The 20,178-nt window shown below is 43.6% G+C and carries 19 protein-coding genes; 11 read left to right on the top strand and 8 right to left on the bottom strand.

Annotated features, from left to right (window positions below):
- The first annotated feature begins 17 nt into the window (after positions 1-17).
- On the top strand, positions 18-1,553 hold the full coding sequence (locus tag AC59JT_RS07275; protein ID WP_497397278.1) for a dihydrolipoamide acetyltransferase family protein: 1,536 nt from the start codon (positions 18-20) through the stop codon (positions 1,551-1,553).
- 103 nt (positions 1,554-1,656) lie between these two features.
- Positions 1,657-2,001, top strand: a complete 345-nt coding sequence (locus tag AC59JT_RS07280; RefSeq protein WP_497397280.1) for a phosphoribosylpyrophosphate synthetase — start codon at positions 1,657-1,659, stop codon at positions 1,999-2,001.
- Positions 2,002-2,064: 63 nt separating this feature from the next.
- Here AC59JT_RS07280 and AC59JT_RS07285 read toward each other — a convergent pair whose 3' ends face one another.
- Positions 2,065-2,619, bottom strand: coding sequence for a HEAT-like fold family protein (locus AC59JT_RS07285; protein WP_497397282.1), 555 nt, complete (start codon positions 2,617-2,619; stop codon positions 2,065-2,067).
- A gap of 108 nt (positions 2,620-2,727) precedes the next feature.
- Between AC59JT_RS07285 and AC59JT_RS07290 the strand changes: the two genes are divergently transcribed.
- From AC59JT_RS07290 to AC59JT_RS07315, 6 genes are all read left to right on the top strand, one after another.
- Positions 2,728-3,975, top strand: coding sequence for a M16 family metallopeptidase (locus AC59JT_RS07290; protein WP_497397284.1), 1,248 nt, complete (start codon positions 2,728-2,730; stop codon positions 3,973-3,975).
- Positions 3,976-3,978: 3 nt separating this feature from the next.
- Complete coding sequence (locus AC59JT_RS07295; RefSeq protein WP_497397286.1) at positions 3,979-5,253, top strand: M16 family metallopeptidase; 1,275 nt, start codon at positions 3,979-3,981, stop codon at positions 5,251-5,253.
- A 125-nt stretch (positions 5,254-5,378) separates the two neighbouring features.
- Positions 5,379-6,848 carry an IMP dehydrogenase gene (guaB, locus tag AC59JT_RS07300; RefSeq protein ID WP_497397288.1) on the top strand — a complete coding sequence of 490 codons (1,470 nt, stop codon included), beginning with the start codon at positions 5,379-5,381 and terminating at the stop codon, positions 6,846-6,848.
- Between the two features lie 75 nt (positions 6,849-6,923).
- Entirely contained in the window at positions 6,924-7,508 is a 585-nt protein-coding gene (locus AC59JT_RS07305) for an LOG family protein (protein ID WP_497397290.1), read from the top strand.
- A gap of 92 nt (positions 7,509-7,600) precedes the next feature.
- Positions 7,601-9,229: an acyl-CoA carboxylase subunit beta gene (locus tag AC59JT_RS07310; RefSeq protein ID WP_497397292.1), complete on the top strand. Its 1,629-nt coding sequence runs from the start codon at positions 7,601-7,603 to the stop codon at positions 9,227-9,229.
- A 62-nt stretch (positions 9,230-9,291) separates the two neighbouring features.
- On the top strand, positions 9,292-9,867 hold the full coding sequence (locus AC59JT_RS07315; protein ID WP_497397294.1) for an outer membrane beta-barrel protein: 576 nt from the start codon (positions 9,292-9,294) through the stop codon (positions 9,865-9,867).
- Positions 9,868-9,870: 3 nt separating this feature from the next.
- On the opposite strand, the gene AC59JT_RS07320 is transcribed toward AC59JT_RS07315, so the two are convergent.
- From AC59JT_RS07320 to AC59JT_RS07340, 5 genes are all read right to left on the bottom strand, one after another.
- Positions 9,871-10,944 carry a DUF3667 domain-containing protein gene (locus AC59JT_RS07320; protein ID WP_497397296.1) on the bottom strand — a complete coding sequence of 358 codons (1,074 nt, stop codon included), beginning with the start codon at positions 10,942-10,944 and terminating at the stop codon, positions 9,871-9,873.
- 33 nt (positions 10,945-10,977) lie between these two features.
- Positions 10,978-12,246 (bottom strand): nucleoside permease, encoded by a 1,269-nt coding sequence (locus AC59JT_RS07325; protein ID WP_497397298.1) that lies wholly within the window; start codon positions 12,244-12,246, stop codon positions 10,978-10,980.
- A gap of 101 nt (positions 12,247-12,347) precedes the next feature.
- On the bottom strand, positions 12,348-12,950 hold the full coding sequence (locus AC59JT_RS07330) for a bifunctional nuclease family protein (RefSeq protein WP_497397300.1): 603 nt from the start codon (positions 12,948-12,950) through the stop codon (positions 12,348-12,350).
- 26 nt (positions 12,951-12,976) lie between these two features.
- A complete protein-coding gene (locus AC59JT_RS07335; RefSeq protein WP_497397302.1) occupies positions 12,977-13,954 on the bottom strand; it encodes an electron transfer flavoprotein subunit alpha/FixB family protein in 978 nt (325 codons plus the stop codon).
- A gap of 18 nt (positions 13,955-13,972) precedes the next feature.
- Positions 13,973-14,710, bottom strand: coding sequence for an electron transfer flavoprotein subunit beta/FixA family protein (locus AC59JT_RS07340; RefSeq protein WP_497397304.1), 738 nt, complete (start codon positions 14,708-14,710; stop codon positions 13,973-13,975).
- Between the two features lie 46 nt (positions 14,711-14,756).
- On the opposite strand from AC59JT_RS07340, the gene AC59JT_RS07345 reads away from it, so the two are divergent.
- A complete protein-coding gene (locus AC59JT_RS07345; RefSeq protein ID WP_497397306.1) occupies positions 14,757-15,101 on the top strand; it encodes a tetratricopeptide repeat protein in 345 nt (114 codons plus the stop codon).
- Between the two features lie 10 nt (positions 15,102-15,111).
- On the top strand, positions 15,112-16,311 hold the full coding sequence (chrA, locus tag AC59JT_RS07350) for a chromate efflux transporter (protein WP_497397308.1): 1,200 nt from the start codon (positions 15,112-15,114) through the stop codon (positions 16,309-16,311).
- A 208-nt stretch (positions 16,312-16,519) separates the two neighbouring features.
- Here chrA and AC59JT_RS07355 read toward each other — a convergent pair whose 3' ends face one another.
- A complete protein-coding gene (locus AC59JT_RS07355) occupies positions 16,520-17,119 on the bottom strand; it encodes an HPP family protein (RefSeq protein WP_497397310.1) in 600 nt (199 codons plus the stop codon).
- 388 nt (positions 17,120-17,507) lie between these two features.
- Entirely contained in the window at positions 17,508-19,067 is a 1,560-nt protein-coding gene (dnaB, locus tag AC59JT_RS07360; protein ID WP_497397312.1) for a replicative DNA helicase, read from the bottom strand.
- A 281-nt stretch (positions 19,068-19,348) separates the two neighbouring features.
- On the opposite strand from dnaB, the gene rlmB reads away from it, so the two are divergent.
- Entirely contained in the window at positions 19,349-20,110 is a 762-nt protein-coding gene (gene rlmB / locus AC59JT_RS07365) for a 23S rRNA (guanosine(2251)-2'-O)-methyltransferase RlmB (protein WP_497397314.1), read from the top strand.
- Positions 20,111-20,178: the final 68 nt, after the last annotated feature.

Consider the following 20,178-nt stretch of genomic DNA (forward strand, 5'->3'; position numbering starts at 1 on the left):
ACAACTATATTTTCTATATGGCCAAATACCAGCTATTACTGCCGAAAATGGGGGAAAGTGTTGCCGAAGCAACCGTAATTAAATGGGTTAAAAAACCAGGCGATTATATCGAAGCAGATGACGCAGTAATGGAGATCGCCACAGATAAGGTCGACTCTGAGGTTCCATCACCCGTATCGGGCAGATTGGTGGAACAGCTTTACAAGGAGGACGATGTTGTACAGGTAGGTGCCGTAATTGCGATTATTGAAACCGAAGCCTCGGTAAGCGACGCAACGCCACCGCCTCCTGCACCACAACCTGTTGCCGAGCAAGCAACGCAGGCGGCTACGCCACCACCAATACCTGCTGAAGAACCGCAAGCGGAAGCTATACCGGGTACTGAACTACTGGAGCAGAAAGCCGCAGAGCCTGCTGCACCGCAAAACACCGACTTTAAAGCCGAAGGCCGTTTCTACTCGCCTTTAGTTAGACATATAGCACAACAAGAAAATATTGGCCAGGCCGAGTTGGATAGCATTCCGGGTACAGGTTCTGAAGGTCGTTTGACCAAGGACGATTTACTGGCTTATTTAAAAACACGTACAGGGCCGCCGGCTGTAGCGGCTGAAACACCTGCGCCACAGCCTGCTGCTGCACCGGTTGCAGAAACATCTGCGCAAGAAGAGCCTGTTCAAAAAACTTTTGAAACTAAGGTAACGCTTACACCGCCGTCACCTGCATCTCAGCCGGCCGCACAGCCACAAGCTGCTGTACCTGCTCAACCACAGGCAAAACCACCCCAGGAGGCACCTAAACAGGCTGCAGAGCCGGGTAAAACCACCCAGGCTTCATCGATGTCGGGTGTAGACGAGATCATTGAAATGGACAGGATGCGCCGCTTAATTGCCGAGCATATGGTGATGAGCAAGCACACCTCGCCGCACGTAACCTCGTTTGTTGAGGCTGATGTTACCGGTTTGGTGTTATGGCGCGAAAGGATCAAAAATAGCTTTGAAAAACGCGAAGGTGAAAAAATAACCTTCACCCCAATATTTATGGAAGCCGTGGTGAAAGCCATTAAGGATTTCCCAATGATCAACGTCACCGTCAATGGTACGCAGATCATCAAAAAAGGTGCCGTTAACCTAAGTATGGCTACTGCCTTGCCAAACGGCAACCTTATTGTGCCGGTAATTAAAAAAGCTGATGAGTTAAACCTATTAGGCCTAACTAAGGCAGTAAACAGCCTGGCAAACAAGGCCCGTACCGGCAAACTGCAACCCGATGATGTAAAAGATGGTACTTTCACCATTACTAATGTCGGGTCGTTTGGTAACCTGATGGGTACACCTATCATTAACCAGCCACAAGTGGCAATTTTGGCAATTGGTGCTATCAAAAAGAAACCTGCTGTTATCGAAACTAAAGAAGGTGATGTTATCGCGATCAGGCATATGATGTTCCTGTCGTTGTCATACGATCATCGTGTGGTTGATGGCTCATTGGGTGGTTCTTTTGTTAGCCGTGTAGCGCATTACCTGGAAAACTGGGACGCCAACCGCGAGATATAAATCATAAAATTTCTTTTCGGGTTGGCAAACAACCCATCCTGTTTTAGGGTTTAGTATGTAGGTTGTTTTAGTAACAGCAACCTACGTACTAACACCTATTGCTATGGAAAATTATGAAACTTTAGTGGATGCCACTAACGACCTGATGAAAAGAGGATACACCGCCAACTTAAGTATGGAAGGTGATACGATAGACGATAAATCGCAGGATATACATATGGCTGCCGATGATTTCAGCATTGATGAATTTTACCGTTTTGAGGGCCAGAGTAACCCTTCGGATATGTCAATTGTATATGCTATCAGTTCACCGAAATACAATTTAAAGGGTATTATAGTAAATGCTTATGGCACGTATGCCGATGACAGCTCTTCGGCAATTGAAGCTAAACTACACCATTATATGGTAAGCCATAACCTACACAGTAGTGACAGGCCAAAGGCGTGAGAAGAATAATATCGAACAATGAATAATGAATATCGGATAATAAACTATTTCGGTGTTCGTTATTCATTTTAAATCTTTCAATAATTTCTTTCCCTTAACCTGTATAGCCGCCGTACCATCGCGCATTAAAAATTGCAGCTGATTGCCTAGTTCTTCGCTTACCCAGGGATAGCGGTGGCGAAGGTTAAACAAGGCTTCGGCGGCAAAAGCTTTTACTGCTATTTTGGTTTTGGGTGATATCAGCCAGTCGAATAATTGCTCAACAACAGGCTCCATATCAATATTCAATATCTTTTCTTTAATAATTTGGGGTGCCGATGCCTCGGTAAGGTGCATCACAATTTTTGCGTAGTGCCTTTGCGGCCCCGGATGTTTTACCTTTTCATTAATAACCGATAACAGGTACTCCAACTCCGGCAAATAAGTTTCGGGTTTCTGCAGGAAAACATTTTCTAACAACCAGGTTGCCCGGAAGGCAACGTCTTTTTCAGGATGAAAGGTAATAGCGATAAGATCATGCAGATCAAACGGTTGTTCATTCAAAATTTTGGTGAGCTCAAGCACCTTGGGTTTACCAATGCTACCCGCTATTATTTTGGTGAGTTCGTCCTGGGTCATATCAGCGTCTTATCGTAAACTAAAATAAAAATATAAGTGTATATTACTATCGCTACAAGTTCTAAAATTATACATTTGCCCACTACTGTTTATAAAGTATACTGATACATGGTTAAATTCAACCGATTTACACTGGACAATGGCCTGCGTGTCATCGTTCACGAAGATAATACCACTCCGATGGCCGTAGTCAACATTTTGTATGATGTTGGCTCGCGAGATGAGAACCCTGAGCAAACGGGCTTCGCGCACTTATTTGAGCACCTGATGTTTGGTGGTTCTGTAAACATACCAAGCTACGATGAGCCGCTACAGCGTGTAGGTGGCGAGAATAATGCTTTTACCAGTAATGATATCACCAACTATTATATCACGCTGCCATCCGCCAATTTGGAGACCGCCTTTTGGTTGGAAAGTGACCGTATGTTAAGCCTTGCCTTCAGCGAAAAAAGCCTGGAGGTGCAGCGTAACGTGGTAATAGAGGAATTTAAGCAGCGTTATCTAAATCAGCCATACGGCGATGTTTGGCTTCGATTGCGCCCAATTGTGTTTAAAGAGCATCCTTACCGTTGGGATACTATCGGTAAAAATATCGAGCACATTGCCGATGCAAAGATTGAAGATGTTAAAGCATTCTTCGCGAAACATTATAACCCACAAAACGCTATTATGGTAGTAGGGGGTGATGTAACAACTGAACAGGTTAAACAACTAGCCGAAAAATGGTTTGCGCCAATCCCGGCAGGAAATAAATATAACCGTAACCTGCCACAGGAACCGGAGCAACATGAAGAGCGTAGAGAGACAGTAACTGCTAAAGTACCTTTGAACGATATTTATATTGCCCTGCAAATGCCGGGTAGAAAGGACGAAAGCTTTTATGCGGTTGAATTAATATCCGATATTTTATCGCGAGGTAATTCGTCGAGATTGTATCGCAGTTTGGTGAAGGAGAAACGTTTATTTAGCGAGATACACGCCTTTGTTTTTGGTAGCCTGGATAAGGGAATGTTTGTGATAGAAGGTAAGCCATTGGAAGACATAAACCTGGCGGATGCCGAAGCAGCTATTTGGGAAGAGCTGGAAAAATTGACCTTGCAGGAAGTACCTGCAGATGAACTCACCAAAGTGCAAAACAAAACCGAGTCGACCATGATATTCTCGGAAATGTCATTGTTGGATAAGGCCATGAACCTGGCTTATTTTGAACTACTGGGTAATGCTGATGACTTTAATCACGAAACTGAGAAGTACCTGGCGATAACACCTGCACAAATTCAACAGGAAGCAATAAAATTATTCCGTAAAGACAATTCATCAACCTTGATTTACCTGGCCGAAAAGGAAAATAGTTAAACTATGTTAGACAGAATAACAGCCCCCGAAGCAAAAGGGATAGACAATATAAAACTCATCAAACCTGAGCATATCGCGCTTGAGAACGGTTGCAATGTATACAGTTTCAACTCAGGAGATCAGGAATTGGTACGGATAGAATGGATATTTAATAACCTGCAGTTTAATCCGGATAAGCCCCTGTTAAACATGGCAGTTAATACCATGTTGACGGATGGTACCAGCCTTTTATCAGCCGCCGAAATAGCCGATAAGATTGATTTTTACGGCGCTTTTTTGTCTGTAGATTATGGCTTTGATCAGTCGCAGGTTACGCTGCATAGCTTGAATAAGCATCTGGCGCATGTGTTGCCGATAGTGAAAGATATTTTAACTAATTCTATCTTCCCCGATAAAGAGTTGGAAACTTATGTGCGTAATCAGCAACAAAAGCTACAGGTTAGTCTGCAAAAAAATGATGTGGTAGCACGCCGTACTTTCAATAAAGCCATTTATGGCGATACTATTTATGGTTTAGCAACTACCGTTGATACCTATGCCGGTTTACGTCGTGAGGATATGGCTGATCATTTTAAAGAAATGTATCAGCCGGCAAACTGTACTATTGTTATTGCCGGTAAAACCGGTCAGCAGACTATTGATCTGTTGGTAGGTACTTTCGGCAAAGGCTGGATAAGCCAATCGCCGGCAAATACTAACCAACCGGCTGTTAATGCAGCAGCGGAGCATTTTTATTTTGTAGAGAAGCCTGATGCATTGCAATCAGCTATCCGTATTGGTACACCATTTATCACCCGTACGCATCAGGATTTCCCGGCTATGCAGGTTTTAAATACCGTATTGGGCGGCTATTTTGGTTCAAGACTAATGGCCAATATACGCGAGGATAAGGGTTATACTTATGGCATCGGTTCGGGTATGAGCTCTATGAAAGGCGGCGGTGCTATGTTTATTGCTACCGAAGTGGGGGCTGATATTTGTAGAGATGCAGTGGCTGAAATTGAGAAGGAGGTTAACCTGCTTAAAACAGAAGCGATAAGTGAGGAGGAGCTATCGTTAGTTCGTAACTATATGTTAGGCTCGTTATTAGGCAGTTTGGAAAATGTATTCTCGCATGCTGATAAGTTTAAGAATCTCCTTTTTTCAGGTTTGGGATACGAGTATTATGATAGGTATGCAGAGGTTGTTAAAACTATTGCAGCCGATGAACTTCAAAGTCTTGCTAATAAATACTACGATTTTGATAATTTCTACAAGGTGATTGTAGGGAAATATTGATAGCTAAATGAAGTAAGATTGCAATTTTTGTGCAATATCGTTGCCATAATGTAATCTTACTTCCTAAATCCGAAATAAAACCTTAGCTTTGCCCGGCAAATAATACCTCCAAATAATTATTTGCTATGCATCCAGACCAATCAAAATTTGTTGCCGAAGGATTAACTTACGACGACGTTTTATTACTCCCGGCTTATTCAGAAGTTTTACCGCGCGATGTTAACACCGGTTCTTTTTTAACCAAAAAGATCAGGTTGAACATTCCTATCGTTTCTGCCGCTATGGACACCGTTACCGAGGCCCAGTTGGCTATAGCTATGGCGCAGGCCGGTGGTTTGGGCATGCTGCACAAAAACATGAGCATACAACGCCAGGCCGACGAAGTGCGTAAAGTAAAACGTTCGGAAAGTGGTATGATCCAGGATCCGGTTACGCTGCACGAGTCATCAACCGTAGCCGACGCGGTTAAAATAATGCGCGAATACAAAATTGGTGGTATCCCGGTTGTTGGCGGGGATAATAAGCTGGTTGGTATTATCACAAACCGAGACCTTCGTTTTCAAAAAGTTATGACTAAACCGGTTAACGAGGTAATGACCAAAACCGATCTGATCACTGCATCGCAAGGCACAACTTTAGCCCAGGCCGAAGAAATACTGCAAGAACATAAGATAGAAAAACTGCCTGTTGTTGATGCTAACGGCATCCTGATAGGTTTAATTACATTTAAAGATATCCAGAAGTTTAGAAACTACCCTAACGCCTGTAAGGATGAGCATGGCCGTTTACGCGTAGGTGCTGCCGTAGGTGTTACTGCTGATACTTTAGATCGTGTTGACGCCTTGGTTAAGGCTGGTGTAGACGTTATAGCTATTGATACGGCTCACGGTCACTCAAAAGGTGTTATTGATAAACTGAAAGAAGTAAAAGCGGCTTATCCGGACTTGCAGGTAATTGCAGGTAACGTAGCCACCGGTGATGCTGCCATCGCGTTAGCAAATGCCGGTGCCGATGGTGTTAAAGTGGGTATAGGCCCGGGTTCAATTTGTACAACCCGTATCATCGCCGGCGTAGGTGTACCACAATTATATGCCGTTTACGAGTGTGCTAAAGCTTTGCAAGGTACAGGTGTGCCGGTTATTGCTGATGGCGGTATTAAACACACAGGCGATATCGCTAAAGCCATTGCTGCAGGTGCAGGTACCATCATGGCTGGTTCGCTTTTCGCTGGTACCGAGGAATCTCCGGGCGAGACCATCATTTACGAAGGCCGTCGTTTTAAATCATACCGTGGCATGGGTTCTATCGAAGCCATGGAGCAAGGTTCAAAAGATCGTTACTTCCAGGACGTAGAGGATGATATCAAGAAACTGGTTCCAGAAGGTATTGTTGGCCGTGTGCCCTACAAAGGTACATTGGCCGAGGTGCTTTACCAGTTTGTAGGCGGCCTACGCGCCAGCATGGGCTATTGCGGTGCTAAAGATATTGAGAACTTGCAACAGGCCCGTTTTGTACGCATCACAGCCTCTGGTATCCGCGAATCGCATCCACATGATATTACTATAACCAAGGAAGCACCGAACTACACGCGTTAGTTATTAAAGATTGAAGATTAAAGATCAGTTGCCTTGCATGCTACTGATCTTTAATCTTCAATAGCTGATCTTTTGATGAAATCCATTGCCATCTTCTGCGGAGCCAACTATAACGGCGACCCTCAACTTAATGTTGCTATCGAACTATTGGCCGAAACCATGGTCAGCCAGGATATCGCCTTGGTTTTTGGTGGTGGCAGGGTAGGCGTTATGGGTATGATGGCCGACGCTATATTAAAACGTGGTGGTAAGGCTATTGGTGTTATACCGCAGTTTTTAATGGATAAAGAAGTTGGCCATACAGGTTTAACCGAACTACACATTGTTGAAAGCATGCACCGGCGCAAGCAACTCATGGCCGACCTGTGCGAAGGTTTTATGATGTTGCCCGGCGGCTTCGGTACTTTAGAAGAGTTTTTTGAAGTACTAACCTGGTTGCAACTTGGCCTGCACACCCATCCCGTAGGCCTGTTAAATGTTAACGGTTTTTATGATCTGCTACTGAAGCAAATGGATGTAATGGTAGAACAGCGTTTCCTGAAACCAACAAACAGGGAGTTGGTCATCACTTCTGTCGACCCGATAGAACTCATCAGCCTGATGAGCAAAGCCGATATCAAACCCGATGAGGTTTGGTTTAAGGATAGAAACTTATCTTAATTTTATTGGTTTAGTAAGTAATACGTTTACGTAAATAGCTATTGCTATGCTGTTTTTTACGTAAATTGTGTTTTCCTGCTACAACCTGAATTATGGATATAGAATTCAACAAAAACGAAGACATTAACAAACAGTTAGTGTACGATGTTACTACCCGTTTAAAACAGATATACAAAGGCGGCGGCGAAAAAGCGGCGGCCAAGCAAAAAGAGAAAGGCAAAATGCTTGCCCGTGAACGCGTGGCCTACCTGCTGGATAAGGACAAGCCATGGCTGGAAATAGGTGCTTTTGTGGGTGATGGCATGTATACCGAACATGGCGGCTGCCCATCCGGTGGTGTGGTTACTGGCATAGGTTATATCTCCGGCAGGCAATGTGTTGTAGTGGCCAATGATGGTACGGTTAAAGCCGGGGCCTGGTTCCCCATCACCGCTAAGAAAAACCTTCGTGCGCAGGAAATAGCCATGGAGAACCGTTTACCTATTATTTATTTGGTTGATTCCGCAGGTGTCTATCTGCCTTTGCAGGATGAAATATTTCCGGATAAGGAGCATTTTGGCCGCATATTCCGTAACAACGCGCAGATGAGCAGTATGGGAATTATCCAGATATCGGCCATTATGGGCTCATGTGTAGCCGGCGGTGCGTATTTGCCTATTATGAGCGATGAAGCGATGATTGTTGAGGGCACGGGCTCTGTTTTCCTGGCGGGATCGTTTTTGGTTAAATCAGCTATCGGCGAAGACGTTGATAACGAGACTTTGGGCGGCGCTACAACGCATTGCGAAATATCCGGTGTAACCGATTATAAACAACCTAATGATCAGGCCGCGCTGGATTCTATCCGCAAAATAATGAGCATGACTGGCGACACCCTCAAAGCCGGTTTTGATCGTATTAAACCTATCGCCCCTAAACTAAAACCCGAAGATATATACGGTATACTGCCTGATAATAGGGAGAAAGCATACGATATGAAAGAGATCATCTTGCGCATGCTGGATAATTCGGAGTTTGAAGAATACAAAGAAGGTTTTGGGCAAACCATTATATGTGGATTGGGTAGGATAGATGGCTGGGCGGTTGGTATTGTGGCCAATCAGCGTAAAGTGATCAAATCAAAAAAAGGCGAGATGCAGTTTGGCGGCGTGATCTATTCCGATTCAGCAGATAAGGCTACTCGTTTTATCATGAACTGCAATCAAAAGAAAATACCATTGGTGTTTTTACAGGATGTTACTGGTTTTATGGTGGGTACTCGTTCTGAACAGGGTGGTATTATTAAAGACGGCGCTAAAATGGTGAATGCTGTAGCGAATTCGGTTGTGCCTAAATTTACTATCGTGATAGGTAACTCGTATGGAGCGGGCAATTATGCCATGTGTGGCAAGGCTTATGATCCCCGGTTAATATATGCCTGGCCAACCGCTAAGATGGCGGTGATGGGTGGTGCACAAGCTGCCAAAACCTTAGTACAAATACAGGCAGCCGGGTTAAAGGCGAAAGGCGAAGACGTGGATCAGCAAAAAGAGGACGAATTGCTTAAACAAACTACCGAACGTTATAACTCACAAACCACGCCATATTATGCAGCTGCCAGGTTATGGGTAGATGGCATTATCGATCCGCTGGAGACCCGTAAAGTGATTTCGATGGGTATTGAAGCGGCTAATCACGCGCCTATTGAAAAGCCTTTTAATGTCGGGGTTATACAAACCTGATAAAACAATATCAGGATCGGTATCGTTTTCCTATTTTCGCACAAAAATTAACAAACCTTATTATGAAAAAAATAATTCTTACAGCGGCTATCTGCTTATCATCAGCTTACATTGCATCGGCACAAATTATCCCGAAAGTACAATTTGGTATAAAAGGTGGGGTAAACCTAACCAGCCTTTCAAAAAGCGGAACTTTTGCAAGCAGCAATCAGGCGGGATACCTTGGCGGTTTATGGGCGCGTTTTGGTGCTTTAGGTTTTAATTTCCAACCGGAGGCATACATCACCAGTAAAAATGTAACTGTAGAAGGCACGAAGGCCAAATTTACCAGTCTTGATGTGCCTTTGTTATTTGGCGGAAAAGTTGGAGCCTTAGGCGTGGGTGCCAGATTTTATACAGGCCCGGTAGTATCGTTTGCCATCAATAAAGATCAAAGTTTTAGCAGTGCGGCAAGCAGCGCAACTAGCCTTAACTATAAGAATCAAAATTACGCCTGGCAGTTAGGTGCAGGTGTTGACCTGAGCAGCCTTTCTGTTGATTTGCGCTATGAACAAGGTTTGAGCAAACAAACCTATGGTGCCAACAGCTCTACCAAAATCAACCTGTTTAACCTGAGTTTGGCTTATAAACTATTTTAAGCTCTACACCGTAAGTATTGCGGCTAATACTACTAACAACAGCATCGCAACGGAGAATACCATTGTATAGCTGAATATCAATCCAGTCATTTTCGTGAACGTGCGCCATCTTGAACGGTGGTACACGGCACGAAGTGATTTATACAAGTATACCATTACGCTAAAAAATGCGAATATCTGTAGATAGTCTCCTACTTTCCAATCCTCGGGAAAAGGCATTTTTGCCAGCATTACAATAGTCAAAAACAGGAATAAAAAGCAATGCAGGTGTATAGTGAAGATAAGGTGTTCTACATAAAACTTTTTGTTTTTATAAAACACGATCTTTAACATTAACGCGAAAATAGGCAACAACAAAAACATCATTTTTGGTGTGTTGTGCTTTACACTTTCGCTTATCATTTCTTTACTATCAGTACCGCCACGCTCGTTCCAGGCAATTGCTTTTTTGTTGTAGTATCGCTGCAAAAATCCATCGCGCTCATCTGCAGGCAGCTTTTGTTGTGCTGCCAAATATTGTGCATATGATGTGTCATTTGAAGTGGTTAAAAAAACATTATCAAAAGTGTAAGTGGTATCCATGCTACCATCTTTATTCTTCGTTATTTTAACCTGGTTTATATTTTTTAAAGCGGCTTGCTTTTGCTCGTTTGTAAGCGCTTTGCTTGATTTTATGCTTCGCGCCAGTTTTTCAACTTCCTTGTCGCGTGCACGTTGTTCTTTTTTTGTGTTGCCTCGCCCTTCGCTGATATTGATCACCTCGTGATCTTTAGAGCTGAATAAAAGCAGGAAGTAAACTAAGCTTATAAAAATGTACATTTTTACCGGATGCAAAAAGCTTGCACGCCGGCCGTTCATGTATTCGATAGTTAATTTGCCCGGTTGAAGTAATAAAGGTTTAAGCGTTGCGAAAAACTGGTGATCAAAGTGAAAGTAATCGCTTACGGCATGGGTAACCATGTGGCCAAAACTTTCTTTAATCTGCAAATTTTCTTGTCCGCAGGCATGGCAGTATTTGCCTTGTAATTCCGCACCGCAATTTAAACAGTCATTTTCGTGACGGTAATGTTTTTTCATTGATAATAAAGGTTGGTAGGTTATACCTTAGTATTAATGCTGTATTTTTTCAATAGCACGCTCTAAAGCGGCATTGTGTTTGTATCTGAAAACGAATGGAAATACCACGGCTATAGCCAAAGCATATAATGCAAAACAAAGCCATATACCTTGCCAGTCTTTGCTGCCGTTTGACATAGTGTAAAATTTATCGATGATAACGCCACTGGCAAAACTACCGAATAAAGCGCCAAAGCCATTTACCATCATCATAAATAAACCTTGTGCGCTCCCGCGTATTTCGGGCGTAGTTTGAGTTTCAACAAATAGCGAACCTGATATATTAAAGAAATCAAACGCCATACCGTATACGATGCATGATAATACGATCATCCATAAACCATCAGCCGGGTTACCAAATGCAAATAAGCCAAAACGTAATACCCAGGCCAACATACTAAACAGCATTACATACTTAATACCAAACTTGCGCAGAAAGAAAGGGATTGCCAGGATGAACAGCGTCTCTGATATCTGTGAGATAGACATGATGATAGCGGGATACTTTACCGCGATAGTGTCTTTGTAGATGTTTATCTTATTAAAATCATGAATGTAAGTGTCGCCGTAAGCATTCGTTAATTGTAAAGCGGCGCCCAGTAATAACGAGAACGCAAAGAATATAGCAAACTTAGGTGTTTTGAATAATGTAAAGGCATTTAATCCTAGTGAATCAATTAAACTTTTCGATTGTGAGTTTTTGTTTAACAGCGGCGGGCACTTTGGTAGGGTGAACGAGTAAATACCCAAAGCCAGTGAAACTGCTGATGATATATAGAATTGATTGGCCGATGTTTCGTTATGCGTTAAGCTTACTGTCCATAAAGCTACGATGAAGCCTATAGTGCCCCAGATACGGATAGGAGGATATACCTTAACTATATCTAAGCCTTGTCCTTTTAATGCAGAATACGCTACTGTGATGGAAAGCGATAGTGTTGGCATATAAAACACCATATTTAACAACATCACCCAAAAAAAGGTAGAAGGATCTGTCACCATTGGCAGGCAGAATAATACTACCGATGCCAGTATATGCATTAAGCCGTAAAGCTTTTCAGCATTGATAAATTTATCAGAAATGATACCGGTAATGGCGGGCATAAATATGGCAGATATGCCCATTGTAGAGAAGATAACGCCGAATTGTGCGCCCGACCATTGTTTGTTTTGAAACCAATATGCACCTATGGTAAGCAGCCAGGCTCCCCATATAAAAAACTGCATAAAATTCATCAGTATTAAGCGAAACTTAATATTCATAGCGGGTGCCTTTGGTATTAAACAATGTTCAGTTAATTAATGTGCTGAAAGTAGTGATAATTTTGGAATTATGCACATCAATACAAATCCGAAATCCGATATCAGGATGCTTTTCTTTTATTCAGCTCGTCCCGTATTTTGGCGGCTTTCTCGTATGATTCTTCCGTAAGGGCTTCCTGTAATTTAGCTTTTAATTCGTCGTCGCTCAACGAGCCATAACCACCGCCGGCGGAGGTAACAGGAGTGATCTCTTCTGGGGTGTCTGATATATTCTCCAAATAAACAAAATCATTGCCTTCTATCACAATGCCGGCGCTTGACAGGATGAACTCGTAGGTGAAAATGCTGCAATCAAACCTTACCGCAATGGCAATAGCGTCTGATGTGCGGGCATCTATCTCCATGGTTTTCTTACCATCAGAGCATATCAATTTAGCGTAAAAAATACCATCAACCAGATTGTATATCACCACTTCCTGTACGCTAATGTTGTAAGCCTCGGCGAAGCTTTTAAACAGGTCGTGGGTAAGCGGGCGACTAGGTGTCATCTTTTCAATTTCGATAGCTATGGCCTGGGCCTCAAAACTACCGATAATAATAGGCAGCCGACGACGGCCATTCACTTCGCCCAAAACCAACGCGTATGCGCCTGATTGTGTTTGGCTATATGATAAACCAACAATATCAAGCTTGATCTTTTTCATGTTATTGCCCATCGCACTGATCTTGTTTATGCTATGTTTTTATGTTCTTTAACGGCTGCTATTAATTTCGGTACTACTTCAAAAGCATCGCCGACTATACCATAGTCGGCCACTTTAAAAATAGGGGCCTCGGCATCTTTATTAATGGCCACAATAACCTTTGATGAACTGATGCCGGCGAGGTGTTGTATTGCGCCCGAAATTCCTATCGCAATATACAAATTTGGACTGACAGCTATACCGGTTTGTCCAACGTGTTCGCTGTGGGGTCTCCAACCGGCATCTGATACCGGTTTAGAGCAAGCGGTAGCCGCGCCAAGCAGGTCGGCCAATTCTTCGATCATGCCCCAGTTTTCAGGCCCTTTTAAACCACGGCCGCCAGATACAACGACCTCGGCATCGGGAAGTGATACTTTATCGGTAGAGCGTACGATATCTTTCAACATCGCATTAAAATCCGACTCTTTAACTTCTACACTAAAGTCTTCAACAACTGCAGGCTTAACGTTTTCAACTACTTTGTAAGAGTTAGGCGTAAGAGCGATAACTTTATTAGCTGATGTTAATTCAACAATAGCAAATGCTTTACCCGAAAAGGCTGTTTTTTTAACCGTGAATCTACCACCTGTTTGTTCTGGTAACGCTACGGCGCCATCAGCAACCCCGGCATCCAGCTTAACGCCTATGCGCGGCGCCAGGCCACGGCCGGAGAACGAGTTTGATAATACTATGATATCAGCACCCTGTTTTTTGGCTGCTTCGGCAATTACTGAGGCATAGGCCTGGTTAACAAAGTTTTTAAGCTTATCATTACTTACGTTTAGTACTTTATCGGCACCATACTGTGCCAGCGATTTTTGCTCGTCGGCATTTACGTCGCCTATAGATAAAGCTACAACGCTGGTGTTGTTTTGATCGGCAATGGCGCGTGCGTAACTAACCGCCTCGAAGGTGGATTTTTTGAATTTGCCTGCGGCATTTTCGGCATATATTAAAACTGGCATATGTTATTCTGGTAAATGTTATATAACTCTTGCTTCGGAATGCAGCAAGTTAATTAGTTGTGCGGCCTCATCTGCAGGTACCAATTTAACCTGGCCACGCGGGGCAGGCGTTTCATAACTAATGATGTTTGAATTTGTTTGTACCGGCGCTGCTTCCACAACTGTAAGCGGTTTAGTACGCGCCGACATGATGCCACGCATATTAGGTATCTTAGGTTCTGCAACGCCTTCGGCAGTGCCTGCAACAATAGGCAAGGGGATGCTCAGTACTTCTTTACCGCCTTCTACCTCACGCTCAACAGTAGCTGTATTGCCGTCTATATCCAGTTTTTTAATGATAGATACTGATGGGATATCCAGCAACTCGCCCATCATACCGGCTACTTTTGAGCCATTGTAATCAATAGACTCACGACCGGTTAGTATAATATCGAATGGATTCTCTTTTATATATTGGGCTATCTGGTATGCTACAAACCAGGCATCATGTGCCGGGGCATTTATGCGTACGGCATCTGTAGCGCCAATGGCCAGTGCCTTCCGTATGGTCGCTTCGGTATTGGCTTCGCCTACGTTGATCACGGTTACCGTGCCGCCGTTGCCTTCGGTTAGTTCAATGGCGCGGGCAAGGGCTATTTCGTCGTAAGGATTGAGTATAAACTGGACGCCATTCGTATTAAATTGCGTGTTATTATCGGTAAAAGTTATTTTTGTAGTGGTATCGGGCACATTACTTATACATACCAATGCTTTCATAGTAATAGGTTTTTACAAATTTAGATAAAAAACATAGCGTTTAAAAATGGAGATAAGCAGATTAGACAAGCTACTTGAATTTATAAAGAACGAACCCAATGACGAGTTTTTAAAGTACGCGCTGGCTACTGAATATCTTCGTTTAAATGAAATAGATAAGTCCTTAGCTTACTATGAGGACCTGGTTAAAAACCATCCCAACTACACAGGCACTTACTACCATTTAGGCAAGCTATATGAGGCACTTAACCGCAAGGATGATGCCATTAAAACTTACGAGGTTGGCATGGAGATAACCAAAGCTAAACGCGATAATCATGCTTTCAGCGAATTACAGGCGGTTTGGCGCGAAGCTAAAGGTTGGGATGATGACGACGATGACGACTACTAAGCGTTAGATATTGAAAAAACGGGAACTCCTTTTTATGCGTGATGTGCTGCTGTACACTTTAAGTGCATTTGGCGGTCCGCAGGCGCATATTGCTATTTTGCTTCGCGAGTTTGTGGAGAAGCGCGGCTATGTTGCCGAAGAGGAGTTAATGGAGTTGAACGCGCTGGCGCAGATATTGCCTGGTCCATCGTCAACCCAAACGCTGGTTGGTATAGGGTGGAAGGTGGGAGGCCTGCGTTTGGCTATCATTACGTTTTTTATATGGATACTACCATCGGCAGCTATTATGGGGGCGGCGGCTGTTGGCTATAAGATGTTTGCCGAACGTGGGAAGATAGCTTCAATCTTACAATACATACAACCCATGGCGGTGGGTATTGTAGCTTATGCAACGTACAACTTTGCCAACAGGTTTTTAAAAACGAAGGTCAGCACGATGTTGGCTATCGGCTCATTGATCACCACGTTGATATTGCAAACACCTTACGCCTTCCCTATAATGATATTGCTGGGAGGCATCATATCCTCAGCTTTGGAAACGCAAGCGCAGGAAGACGAGTTGCGCGTTAAGCTGTTCTCAAATATAAACCCCAACAAGCTGGCTTACTTTATCGGGATACTACTGGCTTTTGCCGTATTAGGCGCTATCATCAACCGTACTTCACCCTTCAGTTTGCCTATACGTTTGTTTGAAAACTTTTACCGTAACGGGATACTGATACATGGTGGCGGACAGGTAATGGTACCGCTGATGTATACCGAGTTTGTCGAACTAAAACACTATCTCAGCAGTTCTGAATTCCTATCCGGCTACGCCTTACAACAGGGGCTGCCCGGACCTACCTTTTCCTTTACTTCCTTCCTGGGCGGTATGGCCATGGGTAATCAAGGTTACAGCGTAGGCGGACAGATAATTGGCAGTATAGTGGCCGTAATAGGTATCAATATGCCGGGTGTAATCCTGATATGTTTTATTGTTCCCTTTTGGGGCGATCTGAAAAAGATAACTAGTATCAAAAAGTCATTAAGCGGGATTACAGCAGTATCAGTAGGCTTTATGGCAACGGCTTTTATATTGCTTACAAAACCTTTTGGGGGTAACTGGATGGCCTATGGCTTAATGCTGGCAACCTTCCTGCTGCTCAACTTCACCAGGATTAAAACACCTTTTGTTATATTAATAGGGGTAATATTGGGCTTAGTGTTTTAATGGAAGGTGCGCCACTTTTAAAGTGGCGCACCTGGCGCACTAATTTTTTGTAAGATATTGATAGTCAAAAAATTGTACAAAAAAGCGGCGCAATGCGGCGCACTTTGATTGTTTTTATAAAAATTTATTAATCAATGCTTTATATTGATTATATAAACTTAAGGCAATTCAGCGACGCACCAAAATGGCGCACTTTTTCGCACTTTTATCATTCGGATTTACGTGGCATACGCTTGTATCTGCGCCACACTTTGTACCAGTTTTTGTTGTTAGGGTAATGACGATGATCGGTGCCGTTATTAAATATGATGGCCACTAATAGCAGGATAAGCGCACCGGCCAATACCGGGTTCAATACATAAAAATAGCCCAACGCATGTATTTTTGGCGAACCGATATTGGCTATCAATGCCGTTGCCCCGCCGGGTGGGTGCAATGTTTTGGTTATCTGCATAGCCACAATGGAAAGTGACACCGACAACGCCGACGAAAGCCAAAGTACATCAGGAATTAGTTTGTATACGGTAACGCCTATCAGCGCGCACACCACATGCCCGCCTATTAAATTTCGCGGTTGTGCCAACGGACTATTGATCACCCCATAAATCAACACCGACGATGCCCCGAATGAGCCTATTAAAAACAAATTATCCGACGCCGTAAAATGCTTGCTGCTGATCAGTCCTACCAAACCTATACCGAAGAACGACCCCAAAAAGGTCCAGAAATGCTCTTTTTTATCAACTAAGGTTTCTTTGTAAACAATGTAGCGTGCGGTACGTACGTGCCGGTGTAGTCGTTTAATCATGGCGCGGCAAAAATAGTGATTATGCGCAATAATCTTAGTTGCTGTTTTACGTAACTCCTACGGAGTCTAAAAGAAGGGGAATCATTGCTATAAACACGGAGCTCCTAGCGGAGCCATAACGAACATGAATTATAATCGAAATTAGCCCCAGGGGGGCTACGTGTTTATAGTCCGGTGGTAGCAGAGTAAAAGGCTCCGTAGGTGCCTCGTGATATGTGTGAGTTAATTTTTCGAACCCTATATTAACAAAAATGCCCCGTGTAGAACGAGGCATTGTATTTTGTGTTAAGTACGAGTATTATTGAATACAAACGTTATTCTTCAATTCATTAAGGAATTTACCCAATGAAACGGAAAAGCTTTCACCTGAGCCACATTGAAAAAACGCTTAAAACGGCGCCTCATCATCCATATCATCCATACGTGATGGGCGAATGATAAAATTGTTCGGTTTCTCAAAATCTGTTGACGGGCTCAATCCTGCAAAGGCATTGCCACCTGCCATGAAATTGTCGTTTTGATCCAGGTCCTGGAATTTCACAAACTTACCAACGAATTTCAGCCTAACCGTGCCTGTTTCACCGTTACGGTGCTTAGCTATAATTACTTCGCCCACGCCTTTGGTCGGGTTGTTGTCTTCGTCAACCTCTAACCCGTAATATTCAGGGCGATAAAGGAACAGTACCATATCCGCATCCTGCTCAATAGATCCCGACTCACGCAAATCTGATAACATCGGCCTTTTTGAACCGCCCGGGCGACTCTCCACCGCACGACTTAACTGCGATAATGCAATAACAGGTACGTTCAACTCCTTAGCTACCGATTTAAGCGCACGCGATATACTACCGATTTCCTGCTCACGGTTACCACCGCCTTTACCATCGGCAGATTTACCGTGCATCAGCTGCAGGTAGTCAATGATGATCATCTGTATATCGTGCTGCGATTTTAAACGGCGGCATTTTGCTCTAAACTCAAATATATTCAGGGCAGGGGTGTCATCAATGATTAACGGCGCCTGCTCCAGGCGGCCAATTTTAGAGTGGATCTGTTGCCATTCCCATTCTTCCAAAGTGCCCTTACGTATTTTTTCTTGTTCAATTTCGGTTTCACCGGATATCAAACGATTAACCAACTGTACCGACGACATCTCCAGCGAGAACACCACAACAGGCTTGTCAAAACTAACCGCGGCGTTACGGGCGCAGCTTAATACGAAGGCCGTTTTACCCATTGCCGGGCGAGCCGCAATGATCACCAGGTCGGATTTTTGCCAGCCCGAGGTCATACGGTCAAGGTCGGTAAAGCCGGATGGTACACCCGTTAAGCCGTCTTTTTTATCTTTTAGCGCTTCAATTTCTTTTAAAGCCTCGTGCATCAGGTCGTCCATTTTGCGCGAGTCGCGGCGAAGGTTATTCTGAGCTATTTCGAAAAGGTTCTTTTCGGCTTTGTCTAACAGGTCCAATACGTCGGTAGTATCTTCATAGGCATCGTGCACAATTTCTGTCGAGATACGGATCAGCTCGCGCTGGATAAACTTTTGAATGATGATACGCGCGTGATACTCGATATTCGCTGCCGAGGCTACGCGATTGGTCAACTCGGTAATGTAATAAGCACCGCCTATCATTTCCAGTTCGCCGTTGGCGCGTAAGGCCGCCGTAACGGTCAAAATATCCACTGGCGACGTTTTTTCGAACAAGGAACGGATAACCGCGAATATTTTTTGGTGGCGTGTTTCGTAAAACACGTTAGGGTTTAAAATATCGATAACTGATGATAACGCATCCTTCTCTAACATTAAGGCACCAAGCACAGCTTCCTCCAAATCAAGCGCTTGCGGCGGTAGTTTCCCTGGTGTGCCATAAGGTACAGGGTTGCTAAATCTGGCGCGACGCTCGTTGGTGTTCGGCTTGTTATATTGGTTATCGTTCTCAAAAGTCATAGCATCAAAAATATACTAAAAAGCTACGGATTTACCTATCGTTAACATCTTTTTTTTGCAATCGGTTAAATGCCCAAAATGTAAAAATTAAGGCCTTGGTTATCAACAGCTTTTTGTTGGTAACTATAATTTTTAGCTGTAAAAAGCCTTTTTTATAGCGTTGTTAATAAAATGGTTTTGGTATTTTATCCGAAAAAAATTATGGCCTTAAACAGCATCATCCTTCGCTGCTGCAAAGTTAATTAATATGGCTATTTTTGCAGCCTTATTTGATAATTAAAATGGCCTATAATAACAGGGAACCCCGCGAAAGCAACCAGGTAGTTTTTGGAATACGTGCAGTGATTGAAGCAATACGCGCCGGTAAAGAAATAGAATCGTTATACATTCAACGCGGCCTTGGCGGCGGCTTATCGGCCGAGTTAAAGGACCTGTTAAATGAATACCAGATAGTTGCCCAGCAGGTGCCAATAGAAAAGCTGAACCGCATCACGATGAAAAACCACCAAGGTGTAGTGGCTTTCATTTCGCCCATTACTTATCAAAAGATAGAGGACATTATTCCGCAGATATTTGAAAAAGGGGAGACCCCGCTGATATTGGTGCTTGACTCTATTACCGATGTGCGTAACATGGGCGCCATTGCCCGTACGGCGGAGTGCAGCGGCGTACATGCTATTGTGGTACCGGCCAAAGGTTCGGCACAGGTTAACCCGGACGCTATTAAAACGTCAGCAGGAGCTTTGTACAAGATTCCGGTTTGTCGTCACGATAACTTTATGCAGACTGTGAAATTTTTACAGGAATCGGGCCTGCAACTGGTTTGCTGTACCGAAAAAACTAAAGAATACATCTACAAGCCAGACTATACGGTGCCAACCGCGATTGTAATGGGATCGGAAGAAGATGGTGTACGTAACGACATCATTCGTATTGCAGATCATCTGGCTAAAATACCGATGTACGGTGAGATAGAGTCGTTGAACGTATCGGTTGCTACAGGGATAATTTTGTATGAGGCGATAAGGCAGAGATTAGGCTAATAGTTTTTGTCATCCTGAGCATAGCGAAGGATCTTGTACGCCCGGCATGTCGCCAACTTATCGCTTGT

This window comes from Mucilaginibacter sp. A3364, from assembly GCF_059690715.1.

Excerpts from the sequence above, each read along its gene's own strand:
- AC59JT_RS07275 (WP_497397278.1), top strand. The coding sequence starts at position 18 with ATGGCCAAATACCAGCTATTACTGCCGAAAATGGGGGAAAGTGTTGCC.
- AC59JT_RS07280 (WP_497397280.1), top strand. The coding sequence starts at position 1,657 with ATGGAAAATTATGAAACTTTAGTGGATGCCACTAACGACCTGATGAAA.
- AC59JT_RS07285 (WP_497397282.1), bottom strand. The coding sequence starts at position 2,619 with ATGACCCAGGACGAACTCACCAAAATAATAGCGGGTAGCATTGGTAAA.
- AC59JT_RS07290 (WP_497397284.1), top strand. The coding sequence starts at position 2,728 with ATGGTTAAATTCAACCGATTTACACTGGACAATGGCCTGCGTGTCATC.
- AC59JT_RS07295 (WP_497397286.1), top strand. The coding sequence starts at position 3,979 with ATGTTAGACAGAATAACAGCCCCCGAAGCAAAAGGGATAGACAATATA.
- guaB (WP_497397288.1), top strand. The coding sequence starts at position 5,379 with ATGCATCCAGACCAATCAAAATTTGTTGCCGAAGGATTAACTTACGAC.
- AC59JT_RS07305 (WP_497397290.1), top strand. The coding sequence starts at position 6,924 with ATGAAATCCATTGCCATCTTCTGCGGAGCCAACTATAACGGCGACCCT.
- AC59JT_RS07310 (WP_497397292.1), top strand. The coding sequence starts at position 7,601 with ATGGATATAGAATTCAACAAAAACGAAGACATTAACAAACAGTTAGTG.
- AC59JT_RS07315 (WP_497397294.1), top strand. The coding sequence starts at position 9,292 with ATGAAAAAAATAATTCTTACAGCGGCTATCTGCTTATCATCAGCTTAC.
- AC59JT_RS07320 (WP_497397296.1), bottom strand. The coding sequence starts at position 10,944 with ATGAAAAAACATTACCGTCACGAAAATGACTGTTTAAATTGCGGTGCG.
- AC59JT_RS07325 (WP_497397298.1), bottom strand. The coding sequence starts at position 12,246 with ATGAATATTAAGTTTCGCTTAATACTGATGAATTTTATGCAGTTTTTT.
- AC59JT_RS07330 (WP_497397300.1), bottom strand. The coding sequence starts at position 12,950 with ATGAAAAAGATCAAGCTTGATATTGTTGGTTTATCATATAGCCAAACA.
- AC59JT_RS07335 (WP_497397302.1), bottom strand. The coding sequence starts at position 13,954 with ATGCCAGTTTTAATATATGCCGAAAATGCCGCAGGCAAATTCAAAAAA.
- AC59JT_RS07340 (WP_497397304.1), bottom strand. The coding sequence starts at position 14,710 with ATGAAAGCATTGGTATGTATAAGTAATGTGCCCGATACCACTACAAAA.
- AC59JT_RS07345 (WP_497397306.1), top strand. The coding sequence starts at position 14,757 with ATGGAGATAAGCAGATTAGACAAGCTACTTGAATTTATAAAGAACGAA.
- AC59JT_RS07355 (WP_497397310.1), bottom strand. The coding sequence starts at position 17,119 with ATGATTAAACGACTACACCGGCACGTACGTACCGCACGCTACATTGTT.
- dnaB (WP_497397312.1), bottom strand. The coding sequence starts at position 19,067 with ATGACTTTTGAGAACGATAACCAATATAACAAGCCGAACACCAACGAG.
- rlmB (WP_497397314.1), top strand. The coding sequence starts at position 19,349 with ATGGCCTATAATAACAGGGAACCCCGCGAAAGCAACCAGGTAGTTTTT.